Consider the following 18,312-nt stretch of genomic DNA (forward strand, 5'->3'; position numbering starts at 1 on the left):
TATGTTGATGCCCCGCAAGGTCAAGCACCGCAAGCAGCATCACCCGAAGCGCTCCGGTATGGCCAAGGGCGGCACCGCGGTTTCGTTCGGCGAGTTCGGCATCCAGGCTCTGGAGCCCGCCTACGTGACCAACCGTCAGATCGAGTCCGCTCGTATCGCGATGACCCGCCACATCAAGCGTGGCGGCAAGGTCTGGATCAACATCTACCCGGACCGCCCGCTCACCAAGAAGCCGGCCGAAACCCGAATGGGTTCCGGTAAGGGTTCGCCGGAGTGGTGGATCGCGAACGTGAAGCCCGGTCGGGTCATGTTCGAGCTTTCTTACCCGAACGAGGAGACCGCTCGTGAGGCCCTGCGCCGCGCGATGCACAAGCTCCCGATGAAGTGCAGGATCGTGACCCGAGAGGAGCAGTTCTGATGGCTACCGCCAATCCGGCCGCAGAGCTCCGCGAGCTCGACAATGACGCGCTCGTCGCGAAACTGCGCGAATCCAAGGAAGAGCTGTTCAACCTGCGCTTCCAGATGGCGACCGGCCAGTTGCAGAACAACCGGCGCCTGCGTGTGGTCCGCCACGAGATCGCGCGCATCTACACGGTCATGCGTGAGCGCGAGCTCGGCCTGGCCTCCGGTCCTGAAGGCAAGGGAGACGCGGCATGAGTGACGCCAAGGGCCCGGCCAAGACGCCGGCCAAGCAGGAGGAGCGGGGCCAGCGCAAGGTGCGCATCGGCTACGTCGTCTCCGACAAGATGACCAAGACCATCGTGGTCGAGCTGGAAGATCGCGTGAAGCACCCGCTTTACGGCAAGATCATCCGCACCACCTCGAAGGTGAAGGCCCACGACGAGAACGAGATCGCCGGTGTCGGCGACCGCGTGCAGCTGATGGAGACCCGTCCGCTGTCCGCCACCAAGCGGTGGCGTCTCGTTGAGGTCCTGGAGAAGGCCAAGTAAGCCTGCTCCATGACTTGATCGAGTCATGAACACCGGCCCGCTTCCCAATAGGGAAGCGGGCCGATGTGTTTGGCGGGTGTGGTGGACTCCGCTTCCTGAATCGGGAGAACCAAGGCCGTCTTCATGTGCGTGTTTTTCTGCGGGTCGGCAGGTCCTATGCGTGACCGGCCGGTAGTGTGATCAAACTGAAACCCTATATATCCGAACGGAATTGGCGTGTCGCCCCGGTGAAGCGCTAGTTTTGTCTGGCTATGAGGGATGCTGCAACAACTTCCGGGGCTTGGCGGATCGACGACCGGACCGCGGTGACATTCCGCGAAGCGGCGGTGGCGTGGGCGCTGGCCGCCCACGAGGTACTGGCCGAATGTGCTTCCGGCTACGGTCATTTCGTCACCATCAATGAGCTGGCCGAGCGTGCGCAGGAGATGTCGGGCATCCGTACCGACGCTCCCACCCGCACCTGGATGGACGCGATCCTGCGCAAGGTCGCGCGCCGCTGCCACAATGCCGGCGAGCCGCCGCTGACGGCGTTGTGCGTCAAGCAGAACCACAAGGTGAGCGACAGCTACAAGTACGTGCTGGAACTGGCTCACCTGCCCATCCCGGCCGACCTCGAGGTGCACGCCGCTTACGCCCGCTGGCAGTGCTACGCCGCCTACGGCGCGGACATCCCCTCCGACGGCGGCATCCCGCCCCTGATCCCGCGCAACGGCGGCGCCCCCCGCCGGGTCACCCCCGCCGGCCCGGTCTCGACCCCGAAGCCGGACGCGGAGCCCCGCAAGGCGGTCTGCACCTCCTGTTTCACCGAGCTCCCCGCGAACGGCGTCTGCTACTACTGCTGACCTGCGGTCGAGCCGGAACTCGAAGGCCCGCTTCCCCCGGAGCGGGCCTTCGCGTCTGCTCGACGCCGCGGAGACGCTGTTGACGACCGGTGGTATCGACACTGTGACCGTCGAAGCCGTCACACGCATATCGCAGGTCGCCCGCACCACATCGTCTTCGCCCACCTCGCCGGCGTGCGCGCCATCGACCACGATGACCGCGTACGTCTTGTCGACGATTTCATCGCGGCCCGTATGGCGCGAAAACCTGTGGATCCGGCGAAGTAGAATGCGGCCGCCCGGGCTCCGGAGGCCGGCGAAAGTTGTTCAAGCTGTGCGCGATACGACAGTCTCGACCTCGATCTGGTGGGCGCTGCCTGTGTCGCGCCGGCGGATGAGTTCGATACGCCACTCCAACGCACTATTGTCGACAATACCGGCTAAGCGGACATACCGAACCGTTCATTCTTGAGTGCTTATCGGAGCCGCTGCTAACCTCGCCACCGTGTCCGGATTCGGTCACGGCTAATCGAGCGCGATCGGTGAGTTGGCATGCTCGACAATGTTTTACGGATCGCCATTGTTGGAATGGGACCGCGGGGTCTGAATGTTTTCGAACGTCTCTGCGCGAACGCGCGGCAGTTAGGCATCTCGGCCGGGGTCGAGCTGGTGGTCATCGACTCGAAACGGGTTGGGACCGGGGCGGTCTGGCGCACCGACCAATCCGCGCACCTGCTGATGAACACCGTTGCCGAGCAGGTCACCGTATTCACCGATGACACCGTGGAGATGGCGGGCCCGGTGGATCGCGGTCCCAGCCTCTACGAGTGGTCGAACTTCCTGGCGAAAATCGGCAATTTCGCGGGACTGCCCAGCGGGGCGTTCGGCGCGGCAATGCGGATTTCCCCGGATAGCTATCCGCCGCGCGCCTATTACGGCCATTACCTGCGTTGGGCCTTCGAACGCACCCGTGACCGCTATGCCGAATGGGTGCGGGTGCGCGAAATCGTGGCAACCGTGGTGGACCTGCGCGACGGACCCGGCGGATTCCAGGAACTGGAACTCGGCACCGGCGAACGAGTGCGCGGCCTGCACGCGGTGGTGCTCACCCAGGGCCATCTGTCCGAGGCGCCGCCCGCCACCGCCGGGTCGATGGCCGACACCGCACATCGCCTGGGCCTCACCTACATCCCGCCCGGCAATGCCGCCGACGTTGATCTGGACTGCGTCCCCGAGCGGGAGCCGGTCATCATCCGCGGCCTGGGCCTCACCTTCTTCGACTATCTGGCCCTGCTGACGGCGGGCCGGGGCGGCCGGTTCAAGGAGTCCGAGGCCGGGCTGGAGTACATCGCTTCGGGCCGGGAGCCGCTCATCGTGACCGGCTGCCGCCGCGGCGTCCCGCATCACGCGCGCGGCGAGCATCAGAAGGGTGTGGACGGTCGCTACGAGCCCCTGCTGCTGAACCGTGACCGCATCGACCGATTGCGGCAGCGGGCCAGGAAATTCGGCGACGTCTCCTTCCGGCGCGACGTCTGGCCGCACATCGCGCGCGAGGTCGAGTCGGTCTACTACACCCGCTTGATCGCGGATCGGGTCAGCCCGCGCCGCCTGGCCTCCTTCCGCGACCGCTACCTGATCGCCCCGACCGCCGAGGCCGGCGACGAGCTGCTGAACCGTTTCGGTATTCCGGAGCGGGACCGCTGGGACTGGAGCGCGCTCGCCGACCCCACCGGCGGCCGCTGCTTCACCGATCCCGCGGACTTCCACGGCTGGCTGCTGGCCTACCTCGACGCGGATGTGCGGCAGGCCCGCCTGGGCAATGTGCACGGCCCCGTGAAGGCGGCCCTGGACGTCCTGCGCGACCTGCGCAACGAGGTGCGCCTGGTGGTCGACCACGGCGGCATAGCGGGCTCCTCCTATCGGGACGACCTCGATCGCTGGTACACGCCGATGAACGCCTTCCTGTCCATCGGCCCACCGGCACAACGGATCTCGGAACTGGCGGCACTGATTCGCGCGGGTGTGGTGCGGGTCGCCGGTCCCGGCATGCGGGTCCGGGCGGACACCAGGCACGAGTGCTTCGTCGCCGATTCACCGCTGGTCGGTGAGTCGGTGGCGTCGGCACGGACTCTCATCGATGCCTGGATGCCCGCGCCGGACCTGCATCGCACCGGAGATCCCCTGCTGCGCAACCTGTTGCGCCGCGAGGAGGTGCGGGCCTACGTCTTCGCCTCCCCGGACGGCAGTCGCTACCGCACCGGTGGGCTCGCGCTGGCGCCGGGTTCGTTCCATCCGGTGGACACTCTGGGGCGAATCCACCCGCGCCGCTACGCCTTCGGAGTGCCGACCGAGGCCGTGCGCTGGGTGACCGCGGCGGGCGCGCGCCCCGGGGTCAATTCGGTGACATTGGCCGACGGTGACGCCATCGCCCGCGAGATCCTCACCGCCCACCGCTACGAGGGTCCGGCGATCCCGTCGAATCAGCATGGGATGCGCAGGCATTCCGAATTCGCGCACGAGTGTGAAAGGCACGGCGACATGGAATGCGGTCTGCTGGCCCCGGTCGGGGTGGGCACCCCGGTGGAGTCCCTGCTGAGCGACGACGCCTGGATCGAGGCCATGCTGGAGGTGGAGCTGGCGCTGGCGCGCGCCGAGGCCCGCCTGGGCATGGTGCCCGACACCGTCACCGATCATCTGGCGGTGGCGGTGCGCGAGCACGCCTTCGACGCCCGCGAGATCGCCCAGGCTTCGCGCGGCGCCGCCAATCCGGTGGTGACCTTCGTGGAACGGCTGCACGACGCGGTGGCGGACGTGGATCCGGTGAGCGCCAACTATGTGCACTACGGCTCCACCAGTCAGGACATTCTCGACACCGCGACCATGGTGATCGCCTCCCGGGTGCTGGCCGTCGTGATCGCCGATCTGGACACGGCGGTCGCCGCGCTGGCCGAGCTGGCCCGCCGCCACCGCACCACGCCCATCGCGGGCCGCACCCTCGCCATGCACGCGGTGCCGACGACGTTCGGCGCGAAGGTGGCGGTGTGGATGCAGGGCCTGCTCGACGCCCGCGAACGCCTGGATCGGGTGCGCGGTACGCTGCCGGTCCAATTGGGCGGTGCGGCAGGCACTCTGGCGTCCTATATCGAGTGTGCGCGATGTGCGGACTCGGAGCTGGCGCAGGCGCCCGCCGGTGAGATCGTGGAGCGCCTCACCCGCGAGTTCGCCGCCGAACTCGCACTCGCGGTGAGCGCCGCCCCCTGGCACACGGTGCGCACCCCGATCGCCGATCTGGCCGCGGCTCTGGCCCTCACCTCGGGGACGCTCGGCAAGCTGGCCGTGGACGTGATCTCCCAGTCCCGCAACGAAACCGCCGAATTGCTGGAGCCGGTCGCCCCGGGCCGCGGCGAGTCCTCGGCCATGCCACAGAAGCGAAACCCGGTGCTGAGCACCATGATTCGGGCGGCGGCGCTGCAGGTGCCCGCGCTGGCCTCGACGCTGTTCGGTGCGCTGCTGGCCGAGGACGAGCGTCCGGCCGGCGCCTGGCATGCCGAATGGCAGCCGTTGCGCGAATGCCTGCTGCTGGTCGGCGGCGCCGCCCACACCGCGGTCGAACTCGCCTCCGGGCTGATGGCCGACGCCGATCGCATGACCGAGAACCTCGCGCTCACCGAGGGGCAGATCGTCGCCGAACGCCTCTCGAGCCGCCTGGCGCCGTTGCTGGGCAAGCCGATCGCGAAGAAGGCCCTGCAAGCCGCCTCGTTCGAGGCGCAGACCACGACGCGGCCGCTGGCCGATGTGCTCGCCGAATCTCCCGATATCGCCGGGTATCTCACCAAACCCGAACTGGCCGAGCTGCTCCGCCCCGAGAACTACCTCGGCGCCGCGCCCGACCTGGTCGACCGGGTGCTGCGGAGATTATGAGCAGCGCTCAGCGTGGACGGTGTGAGCAGCGCTCGATGCGGACTGTGAGCAGCGCTCAGTTGCCGAAGCGGTTCTTGGGCGGGCGGTTGGAGGCGGCGCGGCGGGCGGCCTCCTTGTCCTTGACCCGCTCGGCCTCCTTGCGCACGGCGATCAGGTTGTCGCGTTCGCGCAGCAGCCATTCCGGCGGGTCGGCGAGCAGGGCGGCGATCTCGTCGGCGGTGAGGGCGTCGGTGACGCCGCCGCGAGCCAGGCCGGAGTTGGAGACGCCGAGCTTGCGGGCCACCACATCGCGCGGGAAGGGGCCGTTGGCGCGCAGGTCGATCAGCCACTGCGGGGGATCGGTGCGCAGTTCCTCGAGCTGGGCGCGGGTGACGGGTGAGTTCCGGAACTCCGCGGGGGTTGCCGCGAGGTAGATGCCGAGTTTGTTCGCCGCGGTGAGCGGCTTCATGGTCTGGGGGTTCTTTTCCGGGCTCACTGATCAAGGGTATCGGGCGGGTGGGGCGAACCTCCTGGCCGGTGCAATACCGTGGACGCCATGAGCCGGTTGGAGTCCATCGATCTGACGCGCCTGCGCTGGTTCGTCGCGGTTGCCGAGGAATTGCATTTCGCCCGGGCGGCGCGTGGCCTCGGGATTTCGCGGCAGCGATTGAGCGGGACGGTCATCGAGCTGGAGGAAGAGCTCGATACCAAGCTGTTCGTGCCGGGCGCGCAGCCGACCGAGTTGAGCGAGGACGGGCGGGTGCTGCTCGACGAGGCCCGTGCCCTGCTCGCGGCCGCCGCGGCCGCGGAACCGGAGTCGCGGCCGGCCGCGGCGAACCGCCTGCGCGTCGGTTTCGTCCCGGGTGTGACGGTCACCAAATGGGAGCGCATCTGGCGTGAGCGGTTCCCCGAGATCGCGCTGGAACTCACGCCGATTCCGATGAAGGAGCAGGAGCAGGCGCTGCGCGCCGACACGGTCGACATGTGTTTCGTGCGGCTGCCGATCGACCGCGACGGCGTGAGCGCGATTCCGCTGTACCGCGAACTCCCGGTCGTGGTCGTCCCGAAGGATCATCCGATCGCCCTGTTCGAGCAGGTCGCCACGGCCGATCTGGCCGACGAGCGCATGCAGGACGCGGCCGACCTGGACGATGCCGCCATGACCATGGAGCTGGTAGCCGCGGTGAGCGGGGCGGCCATCGTGCCGCACTCGATCGCCCGCCTGCACCACCGCAAGGATCTGGTCTACCGGACCGTCACCGATGTGCCCGAGACGGAGATCGCGCTGGCCTGGCCCGCCGACCGCACCACCGAGCTGGTGGAGGAGTTCGTGGGTGTGGTGCGCGGCCGTTCCGCGCGCAGTTCCCGTTCTTCGTCGGGTCAGCCGGACAAGCCTGCGCGGCAACAGCATTCATCCGGAAAGCCCGCTGCCGCGAAGGCCGGGAGCGGGGCGCGGAAGCAGGCCGGTGCGAAGAAGCCCGCGGCCGCCGCGAAGTCGAAGCAGGGCGGCGCGAAGAAGCCCGGCAAGCGGCGTGGCCGCTAGCGACCTACCCCGGTCGAACCCCGAAGGGCCCGCCTCCCGCTGTGGAGGCGGGCCCTTCCGGATTCTCAGGGACGACCTGGAGAAAGTTCAGGGTCGAGTCAGGGTTGCGCTATACGTATACGTCTACTTATAGTGGCTGAAGACGGGAAATGACCGTCCGGAACCCTGAGATGCGCAGCGGCACAGCGGATGTCGACCCACAGCGCCGCGTTGTTCACGCATGCCCATATGCGCATTCACTGATGATTTGGAGCACCCCATGGCCCTCGATATGGACAAGTCCAACGACGCCGACCCGCAGGAGGCCCCCGCCCCGGCTGTCACCGATCTGGTCCCGGACCCGCTGCCCGAGGGCATGCGCGAGATCACCCTGCGCGTGGGCCCGGGCGGCGGCCGCACCCAGCGCTTCGTCGGCCGGCGACTGGCCGGGGCCCAGCACGTGACGAAGGAGGGCAGCGAGTCCGTTCAGGTCTTCCTGAGCCGCAAGGGCAAGCTGGTCGTCCACCGTCACTACGTCGAGTGGTCGGACTTCGCGCAGGCCTCCAAGCTGGCCGCGCGGGAGCGGAAGGAAGAGTTCCGCACCGCCCGAAACAGTTCCGACCAGTCGGACCTCACGGTATTCACGAACTGGGCCAAGGGATTTAAGAACTGGCGCGAATTCCTCGGTCTGGACGAGGATGGTTACGGCGACTTCACACTGGAGATCGTGGATTCGCTCGCGGAGCTGCGCGACCGCATTCCGGCGAAGGTCCACCGCACCGTCGCCGACGTGGTGGAGAACCCGTCCTCGCAGGTCCTCGATATCTGAATAGCGCGGCCGAACCCGGAAAGGACTTCTCCCGCATGTTCTCCCGCTTGGGGCGCTTGGTCGTCCGATTCCCGTGGTTGGTGATCGCCGCGTGGCTGATCGCCATTGTCGCGGTGGTCGCCACGGCGCCGAAGCTCACCGCCACCACCGACCAATCCGACTTCCTGCCTTCGCATTACGAATCCATCCAGGCAGCGAAGCTGCAGCAGCAGGCATTTCCCAACAGCAATACGCCGGCTGCGCTCATCGTCTTCGAGCGTTCCGACGGCGCCCCGATGACCGACTCCGACACGGCCGAGGTGTCCGCCGCCGCGACCAAGCTGTCGGAACGGAACATCAAGGACGTCACCGGAATCCAGGCGGTGCCCCCGGCGGAGAACCGGGCGGTCGAGGTGGTCGCGGTGCAGATGACCAAGGTCACCGGTGCCAATGACACCCACCAGTCCGACGCGGTGAAGTCCCTCCGGGACGCGCTCAAGGAACAGGTCGGCGGCACCGACCTGAAGGCCGGCATCACCGGCACCGCCGCGCAGACCCTGGATCAGCAGGATTCCAGTACCAAGGGCCTGATCATCATCGGCGTGGCGACGGTCGTGCTGATCCTGTTGCTGCTGTTGCTCATCTTCCGCAGTCCGATCATCGCGCTGCTGCCCATCCTGGTCATCTTCGTCGCGGTGTCCCCGCTGGCCAGTGGTCTGATCGCGATCGCCAGCGACACCTTCGACCTCGCCATCGACAGCTCCGTGCAGTCGCTGCTGGTGGTGGTGCTGTTCGGTGTCGGCACGGACTACATCCTCTTCCTGATGTTCCGCTTCCGGGAGCGCCTGCGCGCCGGGGAGGACGCCAAGACGGCTGTGGTCAGCGCGGTCACCCGGGTCGGTGAGGCCATCACCTCGGCAGCCGCGGCGGTGATCATCGCCTTCGGCGCGCTGACGCTGTCGACGCTCGGCATGTTCCGGTCCATGGGCATCGCCCTGGCCATCGCGGTGGCGGTGGCGTTGCTGGCCGGGCTCACGCTCATCCCCGCGATCGTCTCGCTGTTGGGCACCAAGGTGTTCTGGCCGTCGAAGGCCTGGCAGGTGGAGCCGACCGGGGCGCGGTTCGCGGCCGTGGGCGGTGCGCTGGGCAAGCGGCCGGGCCTGTTCGCCGTCGCGTCCGGCGGTGTCCTGATCGCCCTGGGCGTCTTCTCCTTCGGCTTCAATCCGACCTTCGATCTGAGCTCGGGTTCGACCTCGGGCAGTTCCGAATCCGTGGTCTACGGCAAGGAATTGCTCAAGAGCATGCCTGCGGGCAGCACCCAGCCTTCGCAGGTGTACCTGCGCAGTGAGCACGGCGCGCTGAGCGCCGATGAGCTGAACACTTTCGGCGCGGTCCTGCGCGGCGTGCCCGGGGTGGGCGAGGTGGGTCCGCAGCCCGCGCTCTCGGCCGACAAGACGGTGGCCGAATATCAGGTCACGCTGAGCGACAAGCCGGAATCCGATCCGGCGCTGAAGACCGTGAAGGGTCCGCTCCGGGATGCCGCCCACGCCGCGGCGCCGGTCGGCACCTCGGCGGTGGTGGGCGGCATGACCTCGGTGTTCGTGGACTTCCAGCACGCCATGAACCGGGACTACACGGTGGTCTTCCCGGTGGCGGCCATCCTGATCATGATCGTGCTGGCGCTGCTGCTCCGCAGCGTGGTGGCGCCCTGGTATCTGATGGCCTCGGTGTTCCTCGGTTTCGCCGCGACGCTGGGTTCCGCGGTGCTGGCTTTCCAGCACCTGCAAGGGGATTCGGGTCTGATCTTCACGCTGCCGCTGATCATGTATCTGTTCGTCGTCGCCCTCGGGACGGACTACAACATCCTCATGGTCGCCCGGTTGCGGGAGGAGGCGCGCGAGGGCAACGACCCGCACCGCGCCGCCGCCCTGGCCCTGCGCCACACCGGCCCGACGGTGGCGGCCGCCGGCGTCATCCTGGCGGGCACCTTCGCCTCGATGATGCTGGCGGGCAACGACACTCTGTCGCAGATGGGCTTCGCCATCTCGGTCGGCATCGCTATCGCCGCGTTCGTCATGGCGATGTTCTTCACCCCCGCGGTGACCGCCCTGATCGGCCGGCGCGCCTGGTGGCCCGGCCACGGTGGTGACGCGGAGCGGCAGCAGCCGCAATGGGATGCGGAATGGTCGCAGACCGAGGCGGTAACCGACGCTCGCCGTTGAGCTTTCGGATAAGTACCCGATCAGCTGTTGAATCCGTCTCCGAATAGGTTGACCCGCTTCTGCTTCCGCGGAAGCGGGTCGATCTGTTGTTACGGTGTCCGGCAGTCGATCCCGGTGGCAGTGGGATCGCGGTGAGGGGATAACAAAATATGAGAAAGTCGATCCAGGCTGCTCAGGAGGGTTCCTGTAGCGGCGGCGACCGATATACCGAGGGCTTTCAGGTATTCGAGCAGTGGCAGCTGCAGCGGTACCACAATGAGAGCCATCTCGCGCATCCCTGGCGCAGCGCACGCCTGGGCTGGCGTTACCTGACGCTGGAGCATTATTTCGGGGCCGTGCCCCCGATTCGATTATGGTGGCGCGGGAAGTTCGGCGGTCCGCGGGCCGTCCCGGATTTCACGTGTGTGGGCGCGCTCAAGAGCGGAACCACCGATCTGGCCGCGTATCTCATGCAGCATCCGAGCATTGTCGCGCCGCTGACCAAGGAGATCGGTCACGGTTTTCCGGCGGGCTGGGGTCCGTATCTCCCGACCGAACGGGAGAAGGCGGCGGTGGCCGAGCGCACGGGCCGGGCGCTGGTCGGGCATTTCGATCCGCTGCTGCACGATGTGCCGCTGATCGACAATCTGCGCGAGTCCAGTCCGGACGCGAAAGTCGTGCTCATGCTTCGTGATCCGGTGCGGCGGGCGTATTCGCACTACAAGTGGGATCTGTTCCTGAGCGGTCAGCACGGTTTGCGCACCGGGCGGTACGGTCGGACCTTCGCCGAGTATGTGTCGCTGGCGCTGGGGGCCTTCCCGGGTCCGCCGCCGCCGACCATGCTGCCGACCATGCCGATGCTGGCGGCGGGGATCTACGTGAATTCGGTGCGGCGCTGGCTGGACACCTACGGCCGGGCGAACCTGCACCTGGTCGCGGCGGAGGACTTCTTCGCCGATGTGTCGAAGACGGTGTGCGGCATCCACGAGTTCCTGGGCCTGCCCGCGATCGCGCCGGCGTTGCACAGCGAGGTCGTGAACCGCAATCCGCTGGAGTTCCCGCCGCCCGAGGACGAGTCGCTGGCGCGGCTGCGCGAGTTCTACCGCCCGTACAACGAGCGGCTGTTCGAGTTGCTGGACCGCGATCTGGGCTGGAACGACCCGGCCTGACGGCTGCCGGAATCGCTCCCGGTACGGGTGCTGACCTGCCCGGGAGCGATTCTGACAGAAACGTGTTTCAGTATTTTCCCAAAAGTGCCACGCGATGAACTGGACAACCGATACAGTTCGCCGGACCGCATACGAAGCGGGTTGGCACCGAGGAGCGGAAGATATGGACGACAACGTCGCGGTCATCGCGGGTAGTCCGATCGCCCCGCGGAACCGGCGCGCCACCATCCGGTCGACCCCGAAGAGTGCGGGCGCCCACACCCTGTCGACCCTGCGGGGTTCGGCCTGGGAGCCGAGGGTGAACGTGCTCGAGCCCACCCTGACCGGCAGCGCCGCCTGCGGCGCGGGCCCGCTCGGATTCCCGGGCTGCTGAAGACTCGGTTCGGTGTGGGCCTGACCCGCCGAACCGTCCCCGGGCCGACTGACCATAATCCTCTGTTCCCAGGTCAGTCGGCCCCTCTGCTTCTCAGCGCACGGGACTGCTTCTCAGTGCACGGTGACGTGCCAGACCACGGCCGCGGCCAGCGCGCCGGCGCCGTTCACCGCCCAGTGCAGGGCGATCGGCGCGAGCAGGCTGCCGCTGCGCCGACGCAGCCAGGTGAACACGACGCCCGCCCCGGCGGTCGCGAGGACCGCGAGCCCGATGCCGAGGATCTGCCCGGCCGGGCCGCTGCCGAGGAATCCGGTCAGCCCCTTGTTCCCGCTGGTCAATCCCAGCGACGAGGCAATGTGCCAGAGCCCGAACAACATTGATCCCGCCGTGAACACCCCGCGCGCTCCGGCGACCCGGTCGAGGGTGCCGTGCAGCACGCCGCGGAAGGCGAGTTCCTCCGGGATCGCGGTCTGCAGGGGGATCACGATCATGGACGCGATGAGCGCGCCCGAGATCGCGGCGTAGCGGTCGTTGAGGAAGAAGGGCCGGGTGATCGGCAGGGCCGCGCCGATGGCGACGGCCGCGAGCACCACGCCGACGGCCGCCAGCGCCCACAGCGACCCGCGTCGCCACTGGCGTGGCGACAACCCGAGGTCCTCCCACCCGAGTCCGCGGCGGCGTACCAGGGCGACCAGCACCAGTGCGGCAATCGGCACGGTGAAAATGGCGGCCCACTTGTTCGTGAAATGCGCGATCAGATTCGTGCAGATCAGGACGACAACGACGACAGCCACATCGACATAGGCGTGCAGCTTGCGGCCGGGCAGCGTGGGCGGGTCAGGGAGCACCGCGACCGCACCGTTATCGTTTCGAGACATCACGGCCAGTGTACGAGCGGATTCTTGGAACGGCCTTCGAATGTGGTCAATCCCGCTGCGCGGAATACCCGGCGGCCGGCGCCCGTTCCGCGGCCCAGCCCTCCGGATCGTCCCAGGCCTGCAGCGTGCGCGCGGTGTCGAAGCGCCGCGGCTCGCCAGTGATGGGATCGGTGAATTCCAGCGTCGCAGCCAGCAGTTGCAGCGGCCGAGTGTAGTCGTCGACCGGTTTGTCGGTGAGCTCGGGATAGAAGTCGTCGCCGAGGATCGGGATCCCGAGACTGTTCATATGAAGCCGGAGTTGATGAGTCCGCCCGGTCCGCGGCCGCAGCCGGTAGCGTCCCAATTCGTTGCGCTGCTCGGCCAATTCGACCAGGGTCTCGGCGTTCGGTTCGCCCTCGGTCTCGTAGGCGCGCAGCACCTGCCGTTCCTTGACGATCCGGCTGATGATCGTGCGTGGCAGCGCCAGATCCGGATCGAAGCGTGCGAGCGCCTCGTACTCCTTGTGGACGAGGCGCTTGTGGAACATGGTCTGATACGCCCCGCGCACCGCCGGATTCACGATGAACAGCACCAATCCGGCGGTGACTCGGTCGAGCCGGTGGGCGGGCACCAGATCGGGCAGGTCCAGATCGCGGCGCAGTTTCACCAGAGCCGTCTGCAGAATGTGCTGCCCGCGCGGGATGGTGGAGAGGAAGTGCGGCTTGTCCGCGACGAGGATGTCGTCGTCGCGGTAGACGATGCCGATCGGGAACGGCACCTCGGTCTCCTCCGGGAGATCGCGGTGGAACCACACCGCGCCGCCGGGCGCGTAGGGCGTGTCGAGGGCGATCGGGCCGTCCAGGTCGACGATGCCGCCGGTGCGCAGCAGTTCGTCGATGCGTTCGGGGCGCACGCGCGGCAACCGCTCCACGAGGTGGTCGCGGATGGTCGCCCAGTCGCCGTCCTCGGGTAGCCGCAACCGGGCCGGATCGAGGCCGTGCCGCTTGGGTAGCGGTGGTTGCTGCCTGCGTCTCACTCGCCAAACCCTAGTCCCCGACTTTGTCCGGACCAGGGGGTACGGTTGGCCAACGCCCGGAATGTCCGGGTCAGAACGAGAGATCGGGGGTCTCGTGTACCCGAACGACCAACAGCCGCAAGGGGTGCCGGGCCAGCCGGACTACGGCCAGATTCCACCGCCCCCGCAACCGGACTACGGCCAGTCGGCATATCCGCAACCCGGCTACGGCCAGGGGCAGTGGGAGTACGGGCAGCCCGGTCAGCCCGGCTACGCGCCCGGGTACCAGCCGATGCCGCCCGCCTATCCCATGGCTCCGCCGCCCCCGCAGGGCACCAATGGCCTGGCCATCGCCTCCCTCATCCTCGGCCTGATCGGCGGCTGTCTACTGGCCGTCCCGTTCGGCATCATCGCGCTGTCCCAGATCAAGCAGCGCAATCAGAACGGCAGGGGCCTGGCCATCGGCGGCCTGGTCGCCTCCGGTGTATGGGCGCTGATCGCCGTGCTCCTGGTCGTCGTGGGCGCGGTGAACGGATCGGACAACTCGGCGTCGCAGGACAATTCGACCCGCACCTCGGCCTTGCCGGATTCGCCGACCTCGATCTCGGTCGACGAGGTGAAGGTCGGTGACTGCCTGCAGACGGTCGAGGAGAACAACCACATTCGCAAGGTGACCGTGCTGCCGTGCGATTCGTCGCACGATGCCGAGGTGATCGCGCAGGTGCATCTGCCGGGTTCCTGGCCGGGTTCGCTGGACGCGTCGTTCCAGAAGGCCAATGACGCCTGCCTGGACGAGATCGACAAGCAGCTGAGCAAGAGCTCGATGTACGACCAGCTGGAGACGTTCATCCTCTATCCGGCCAACGAGACCCAGTGGGACAAGCTCAATGGCCGCGCGACGTGCATGGTGCACGACGCAGGCGGCAAGAAGCTGACCGGAAAGGTGCCGCGCTGACCGTCGGTATGGCCGTTCAACGAAAGTTAGCCTAACCTACCTTATCGCCGGAGCTCGTGGGAGCGCCGGACCGAGCAAGGTGGGAGGTGGACTGATGACGGTCGAGTCACCGCCCGCGGTCGAGGCGCACGCGGGCTGGTTCGACGACCGGCACGCGGGGGAGCTGTCACGGGTGATGGTCGAGAACGTCCGCGAGGCGCGGGGCCTGATCGCATATCTGCTGGCGGAACCGGCACTGCCGCAGCCGGATTCACCGGTGACGCCGGGCGCCCCGCAGGTGGAGTTCGATCAGGTCGGTTTCGGCTACGGGCCGGACAAGACGGTGCTGCAGGACATCTCGTTCACCGCCGCGCCCGGCACCACGACCGCCATCGTGGGCCCCAGCGGCGCGGGCAAATCCACGCTGCTGCGCTTGGCCGCCCATTTCCACGACGCCGATTCCGGTCGCGTACTGGTCGGTGGCCACGATGTGCGCGAGCAGCCGGCGGAGTCGCTGCTGGGCCGCCTGGCCCTGGTGTTCCAGAACGTCTATCTCTTCGATCGCTCCGTGCTGGAGAACATCCGGGCCGGCCGTCCGGACGCGACCGAGGCCGAGGTCCTCGCGGCCGGACGGGTAGCGCGGGTGGACGAGATCGCCGAGCGGCTGCCCGACGGCTGGCATACCGCGGTCGGCGAGGCCGGTTCGGCGCTGTCCGGCGGTGAGCGCCAGCGGGTTTCGATCGCGCGGGCCCTGGTCGAGGATGCTCCGATCGTGCTGCTGGACGAGGCCACCAGTGCCCTGGACCCGCACAACGAGGCGGCCGTGGTGCGCGGTGTGCACGAGCTCACCCGCGGCAGAACGGTTCTGGTGGTGGCGCATCGGCCGGCGACCATCGCGCACGCCGATCAGATCCTGTTCATGGACGGCGGTCGCATCGTCGAACGCGGCACGCACGCGGACTGCTCGCGCTCGGGGGGGCGCTACTCCGCTTTCTGGTGCGAGCGCACCCGTGCGTCCGGATGGCGGCTGGCGCCGGTGCCCGCGTAGCCGGACGGCCCCGGAATCCCCGCGCCAGTCCGGGGCCGTTCACGGGTGGGTCACTGTCGAAGCGCCCGAGTCACTCTCGAAGGATCAGAGGCTGCAGGGCAGCATGGCGACGCTCGCGACGGTGCACTCGGCGTCGCGGGACAGCTTCCAGTTGCCGTCGATGAGCTTCCAGGTGAGCGGGAAGGTGAACGGGTCGAACCCGTCCACGGCGGTCTGCAGCGTGGCCGAGAGGGTGTCGCCATCCTCGGTGACCGGGCCGAGGATGGACCAGCGGAAGCTGGGTGGGGCGGCGTTCATGGCGGTGCCGACCTGGTCGAGCAGCGGCAGGCCGGCCTCGCCGGCCTCGAGCTCGGCGGCTCGGGTGGCGGCCGGGGCGCCGGTGTCGAGGGCGGTCTGCAGCTTGGCCTTCAGGTCGCCGGTGCCGGGGGTGGCGGTGCGCGCGGCGGCGAAAACCGGTGCGGCCGTGGCGGTCGCCGCGCTGACTCCGGTTCCGGCGAGCAGGGCGGCGGCGGTGAGCGCGGCACCGAGGAGGCGTGAAGTACGGGGCATTGTGTGCTGTCCAATCTTTTCGTCTCGAGCGCTTCGCAAGCGCTGCCAAGCAATATAAGGTAAGGCTATGCAAACCTAAAGTGGTTGGCGGGTTGTGCGAGGCGGGCAACAGTGAGCAACTGGGACGGAGAACCGGTGGAAACGCTTCTGGTGGTCGGCGCGGGGCCGAAAGCCCTGGCGGTAGCGGCCAAGTCGCATGTGCTGCGAGAACTCGGCCTGCCCGCGCCGCGGGTGACCGTGGTCGAGGCACAGACGGTCGGCGGAAACTGGCTACCCACCGGCGGCTGGACCGACGGCCGGCACCGCCTGGGCACCAGCCCCGAGAAGGACGTCGGCTTCCCATACCGCTCGACCTGGGCGCGCGGCCGCAACCGCGATATCGACACGGCCATGCGGGCTTTCAGCTGGACCGCCTTCCTCGTCGAGCACGGCACCTACGCCGAATGGATCGATCGCGGCCGGCCCAGCCCGCAGCATCACGTCTGGGCCAAGTACCTGCAGTGGGTAGCCCGGCGCATCGACCTGGATCTGGTGCAGGGCGCGGTCACCGGTATCGCCGCCGCGGCCGACGGCTGGCTGGTGTCGGTCACCGATGCCGACGGCGGCGTGGACGAGCTCGATTGCGACGCGGTGATGATCACCGGACCCGGCCGCAGCGACCGCGCGCTGGCCGAGCATCCGAAGGTGCTCAGCATCAACGAGTTCTGGGAGCTCGCGGGCCGCCGCGCCCTGCCCGCGTCCTCGCGGGTGGCGGTGATCGGCGGCGGTGAGACCGCGGGGTCGGCGCTGGACGAGCTGGTCCGCCACGAGATGCTCACCGTCTCGGTGATCTCGCCCAAGGCGACGCTGTACACGCGTGGTGAAAGCTATTTCGAGAACTCGCTCTACAGTGATCCGACCAAGTGGGCGGGCCTGGGCATGGCCGAGCGTCGCGATGTCATCCGGCGGACCGACCGCGGCGTGTTCTCGGTGCGGGTGCAGGAAAGCCTGCTGGGGGACAACAGGGTTCACCATCTGCAGGGCCGGGTCGTGCACCTCGCCGACCAGGACGGTCGGGTCGTGCTGACCCTGCGCAACGAGCTGCGCGCCGATCAGAACCACACCTTCGATCTGGTGGTGGACGCCACCGGCGGTCAGCCGCTGTGGTTCCTGGACCTGTTCGACGCCGCCGCCACCGATCTGCTGGAGCTGGCGGTCGGGGGCCCGCTGGAGTCGTCCCGGCTGGAGGCGGCCATCGGCTACGACCTGGCGGTGTCCGGGCTGGACGCCAAGCTGTATCTGCCCAACATGGCCGCCATGGCGCAGGGTCCGGGTTTCCCGAATCTCAGCTGCCTGGGCGAGCTGTCGGACCGGATCCTGCAACCGGCGCCGAATCCGGGTCCGCGCTACCGGATCTCGGGCAGGTCGGCCGCGGTGCGAGGCAGCGCGTAGAGCGAGATGCGCCGATCCGGCCGGACGTCGAAGTCGCCCAGATGTTGCCACCCGATCTTCTCCAGCGCCTTCCGCATGGGGATGTTGCGATGATCCGGTTCGCACAGCAGCCGGCGGCATTCGGGTTCGGCCGCCAGGATCGCCTGCCCCAGCAGGCGCATCCAGCCCGACATGACGCCGCGGCCCAGCAGCGTGGTGTCCGCGGTGGCGATGTGGAACCCCATGTCGCGGGGGTCGGCGTCGTAGAGGCGCGCGATCTCGTCCTTGGCAGGCCGGTACAGCTCGACGTAGGCCACCTCGCGGTTGCCCAGTTCGGGCCGGTCCAGGGCGGCGAAGTCGTATTCGAGAAGGCAAGGGCGGGAGAAGGTTCCGTCGAGTTGCGCCCCGCAGTCGGCGCGGCGCCGGTCGGCGTCCCAGGCCTGTTCCCAGGTCTCGAGCAGGTGCGGCCGGTGCATCCACTCGGTGATGGTCTCCGGATCGCGGGAGTCGACGTCCACGAGCCGCAGCCTGAAGGGCGCGGCGAACTCGGGCACCACCGGCGCGGGCGCGCGGCGGACGCGGTCGGGACGGTCCGTGAGTTCGCGCGCGAGGACGTAGGTCGTCCGGTTCATCGCTGTGGCGCTCCGTTCGTCGGTTAGCTTGATCACCCCAGTTAGTAAGGCTAGCCTATACTAACTAGGTGGTGTTACGGTTGCCCGGACATTGCAAGGGGGACAAGCGGAACCGGCGCCCAC

Annotated in this window: 18 protein-coding genes; 13 read left to right on the top strand and 5 right to left on the bottom strand. The window is 68.2% G+C overall.

Features of this window, described 5'->3' with window-relative positions; translation table 11 throughout:
- The first annotated feature begins 1 nt into the window (after position 1).
- The 5 genes from rplP to ON33_RS43035 all read left to right on the top strand — a co-directional run bounded on the left by rplP (position 2) and on the right by ON33_RS43035 (position 5,692).
- Positions 2-418, top strand: a complete 417-nt coding sequence (gene rplP / locus ON33_RS03975) for a 50S ribosomal protein L16 (RefSeq protein WP_040804212.1) — start codon at positions 2-4, stop codon at positions 416-418.
- Complete coding sequence (gene rpmC / locus ON33_RS03980; protein ID WP_040855205.1) at positions 418-657, top strand: 50S ribosomal protein L29; 240 nt, start codon at positions 418-420, stop codon at positions 655-657. Before rplP ends, rpmC begins: the two co-directional genes overlap by 1 nt.
- Complete coding sequence (gene rpsQ / locus ON33_RS03985; RefSeq protein WP_040855208.1) at positions 654-950, top strand: 30S ribosomal protein S17; 297 nt, start codon at positions 654-656, stop codon at positions 948-950. The genes rpmC and rpsQ overlap by 4 nt, the downstream gene beginning before the upstream one ends.
- Positions 951-1,201: 251 nt before the next feature.
- A complete protein-coding gene (locus ON33_RS03990) occupies positions 1,202-1,792 on the top strand; it encodes a hypothetical protein (RefSeq protein ID WP_245550294.1) in 591 nt (196 codons plus the stop codon).
- A gap of 567 nt (positions 1,793-2,359) precedes the next feature.
- On the top strand, positions 2,360-5,692 hold the full coding sequence (locus tag ON33_RS43035; RefSeq protein ID WP_063710935.1) for a 3-carboxy-cis,cis-muconate cycloisomerase family FAD/NAD(P)-binding protein: 3,333 nt from the start codon (positions 2,360-2,362) through the stop codon (positions 5,690-5,692).
- A gap of 55 nt (positions 5,693-5,747) precedes the next feature.
- Here the strand turns inward: ON33_RS43035 and ON33_RS04000 are convergent, their stop codons facing one another.
- On the bottom strand, positions 5,748-6,167 hold the full coding sequence (locus tag ON33_RS04000) for a DUF5997 family protein (RefSeq protein ID WP_040855213.1): 420 nt from the start codon (positions 6,165-6,167) through the stop codon (positions 5,748-5,750).
- A 60-nt stretch (positions 6,168-6,227) separates the two neighbouring features.
- On the opposite strand from ON33_RS04000, the gene ON33_RS04005 reads away from it, so the two are divergent.
- The 5 genes from ON33_RS04005 (at position 6,228) to ON33_RS04025 (ending at position 11,744) form a co-directional block, all read left to right on the top strand.
- Positions 6,228-7,214: a LysR family transcriptional regulator gene (locus ON33_RS04005; RefSeq protein WP_040855345.1), complete on the top strand. Its 987-nt coding sequence runs from the start codon at positions 6,228-6,230 to the stop codon at positions 7,212-7,214.
- A 259-nt stretch (positions 7,215-7,473) separates the two neighbouring features.
- On the top strand, positions 7,474-8,022 hold the full coding sequence (locus ON33_RS04010) for an EXLDI protein (RefSeq protein ID WP_040855216.1): 549 nt from the start codon (positions 7,474-7,476) through the stop codon (positions 8,020-8,022).
- Between the two features lie 35 nt (positions 8,023-8,057).
- Complete coding sequence (locus ON33_RS04015; protein ID WP_063710936.1) at positions 8,058-10,223, top strand: MMPL family transporter; 2,166 nt, start codon at positions 8,058-8,060, stop codon at positions 10,221-10,223.
- Between the two features lie 149 nt (positions 10,224-10,372).
- Positions 10,373-11,371, top strand: coding sequence for a sulfotransferase domain-containing protein (locus ON33_RS04020; RefSeq protein ID WP_040855220.1), 999 nt, complete (start codon positions 10,373-10,375; stop codon positions 11,369-11,371).
- Positions 11,372-11,534: 163 nt separating this feature from the next.
- Positions 11,535-11,744, top strand: a complete 210-nt coding sequence (locus ON33_RS04025; protein WP_040855223.1) for a hypothetical protein — start codon at positions 11,535-11,537, stop codon at positions 11,742-11,744.
- Positions 11,745-11,857: 113 nt separating this feature from the next.
- On the opposite strand, the gene ON33_RS04030 is transcribed toward ON33_RS04025, so the two are convergent.
- Both ON33_RS04030 and ON33_RS04035 read right to left on the bottom strand, forming a co-directional pair.
- Positions 11,858-12,622 carry a CPBP family intramembrane glutamic endopeptidase gene (locus tag ON33_RS04030; RefSeq protein ID WP_040855348.1) on the bottom strand — a complete coding sequence of 255 codons (765 nt, stop codon included), beginning with the start codon at positions 12,620-12,622 and terminating at the stop codon, positions 11,858-11,860.
- Positions 12,623-12,668: 46 nt separating this feature from the next.
- A complete protein-coding gene (locus ON33_RS04035) occupies positions 12,669-13,637 on the bottom strand; it encodes an RluA family pseudouridine synthase (RefSeq protein ID WP_051151616.1) in 969 nt (322 codons plus the stop codon).
- 94 nt (positions 13,638-13,731) lie between these two features.
- Between ON33_RS04035 and ON33_RS37900 the strand changes: the two genes are divergently transcribed.
- Complete coding sequence (locus ON33_RS37900) at positions 13,732-14,571, top strand: DUF4190 domain-containing protein (protein ID WP_245550295.1); 840 nt, start codon at positions 13,732-13,734, stop codon at positions 14,569-14,571.
- Between the two features lie 94 nt (positions 14,572-14,665).
- On the top strand, positions 14,666-15,598 hold the full coding sequence (locus ON33_RS04045; RefSeq protein WP_083868577.1) for an ABC transporter ATP-binding protein: 933 nt from the start codon (positions 14,666-14,668) through the stop codon (positions 15,596-15,598).
- Positions 15,599-15,682: 84 nt separating this feature from the next.
- Here the strand turns inward: ON33_RS04045 and ON33_RS04050 are convergent, their stop codons facing one another.
- Positions 15,683-16,147, bottom strand: a complete 465-nt coding sequence (locus tag ON33_RS04050; RefSeq protein ID WP_040855226.1) for an MTB12 C-terminal domain-containing protein — start codon at positions 16,145-16,147, stop codon at positions 15,683-15,685.
- 135 nt (positions 16,148-16,282) lie between these two features.
- Here ON33_RS04050 and ON33_RS04055 point away from each other — a divergent pair, with 135 nt between their 5' ends.
- Positions 16,283-17,578: a SidA/IucD/PvdA family monooxygenase gene (locus tag ON33_RS04055; protein WP_040855359.1), complete on the top strand. Its 1,296-nt coding sequence runs from the start codon at positions 16,283-16,285 to the stop codon at positions 17,576-17,578.
- On the opposite strand, the gene ON33_RS04060 is transcribed toward ON33_RS04055, so the two are convergent.
- Positions 17,533-18,189, bottom strand: a complete 657-nt coding sequence (locus ON33_RS04060) for a GNAT family N-acetyltransferase (RefSeq protein WP_040855229.1) — start codon at positions 18,187-18,189, stop codon at positions 17,533-17,535. The two genes, ON33_RS04055 and ON33_RS04060, sit on opposite strands and share 46 nt — an antisense overlap.
- Positions 18,190-18,312 lie beyond the last annotated feature (123 nt).

This window comes from Nocardia niigatensis NBRC 100131 (assembly GCF_000308655.1).
Lineage (GTDB): Bacteria > Actinomycetota > Actinomycetes > Mycobacteriales > Mycobacteriaceae > Nocardia > Nocardia niigatensis.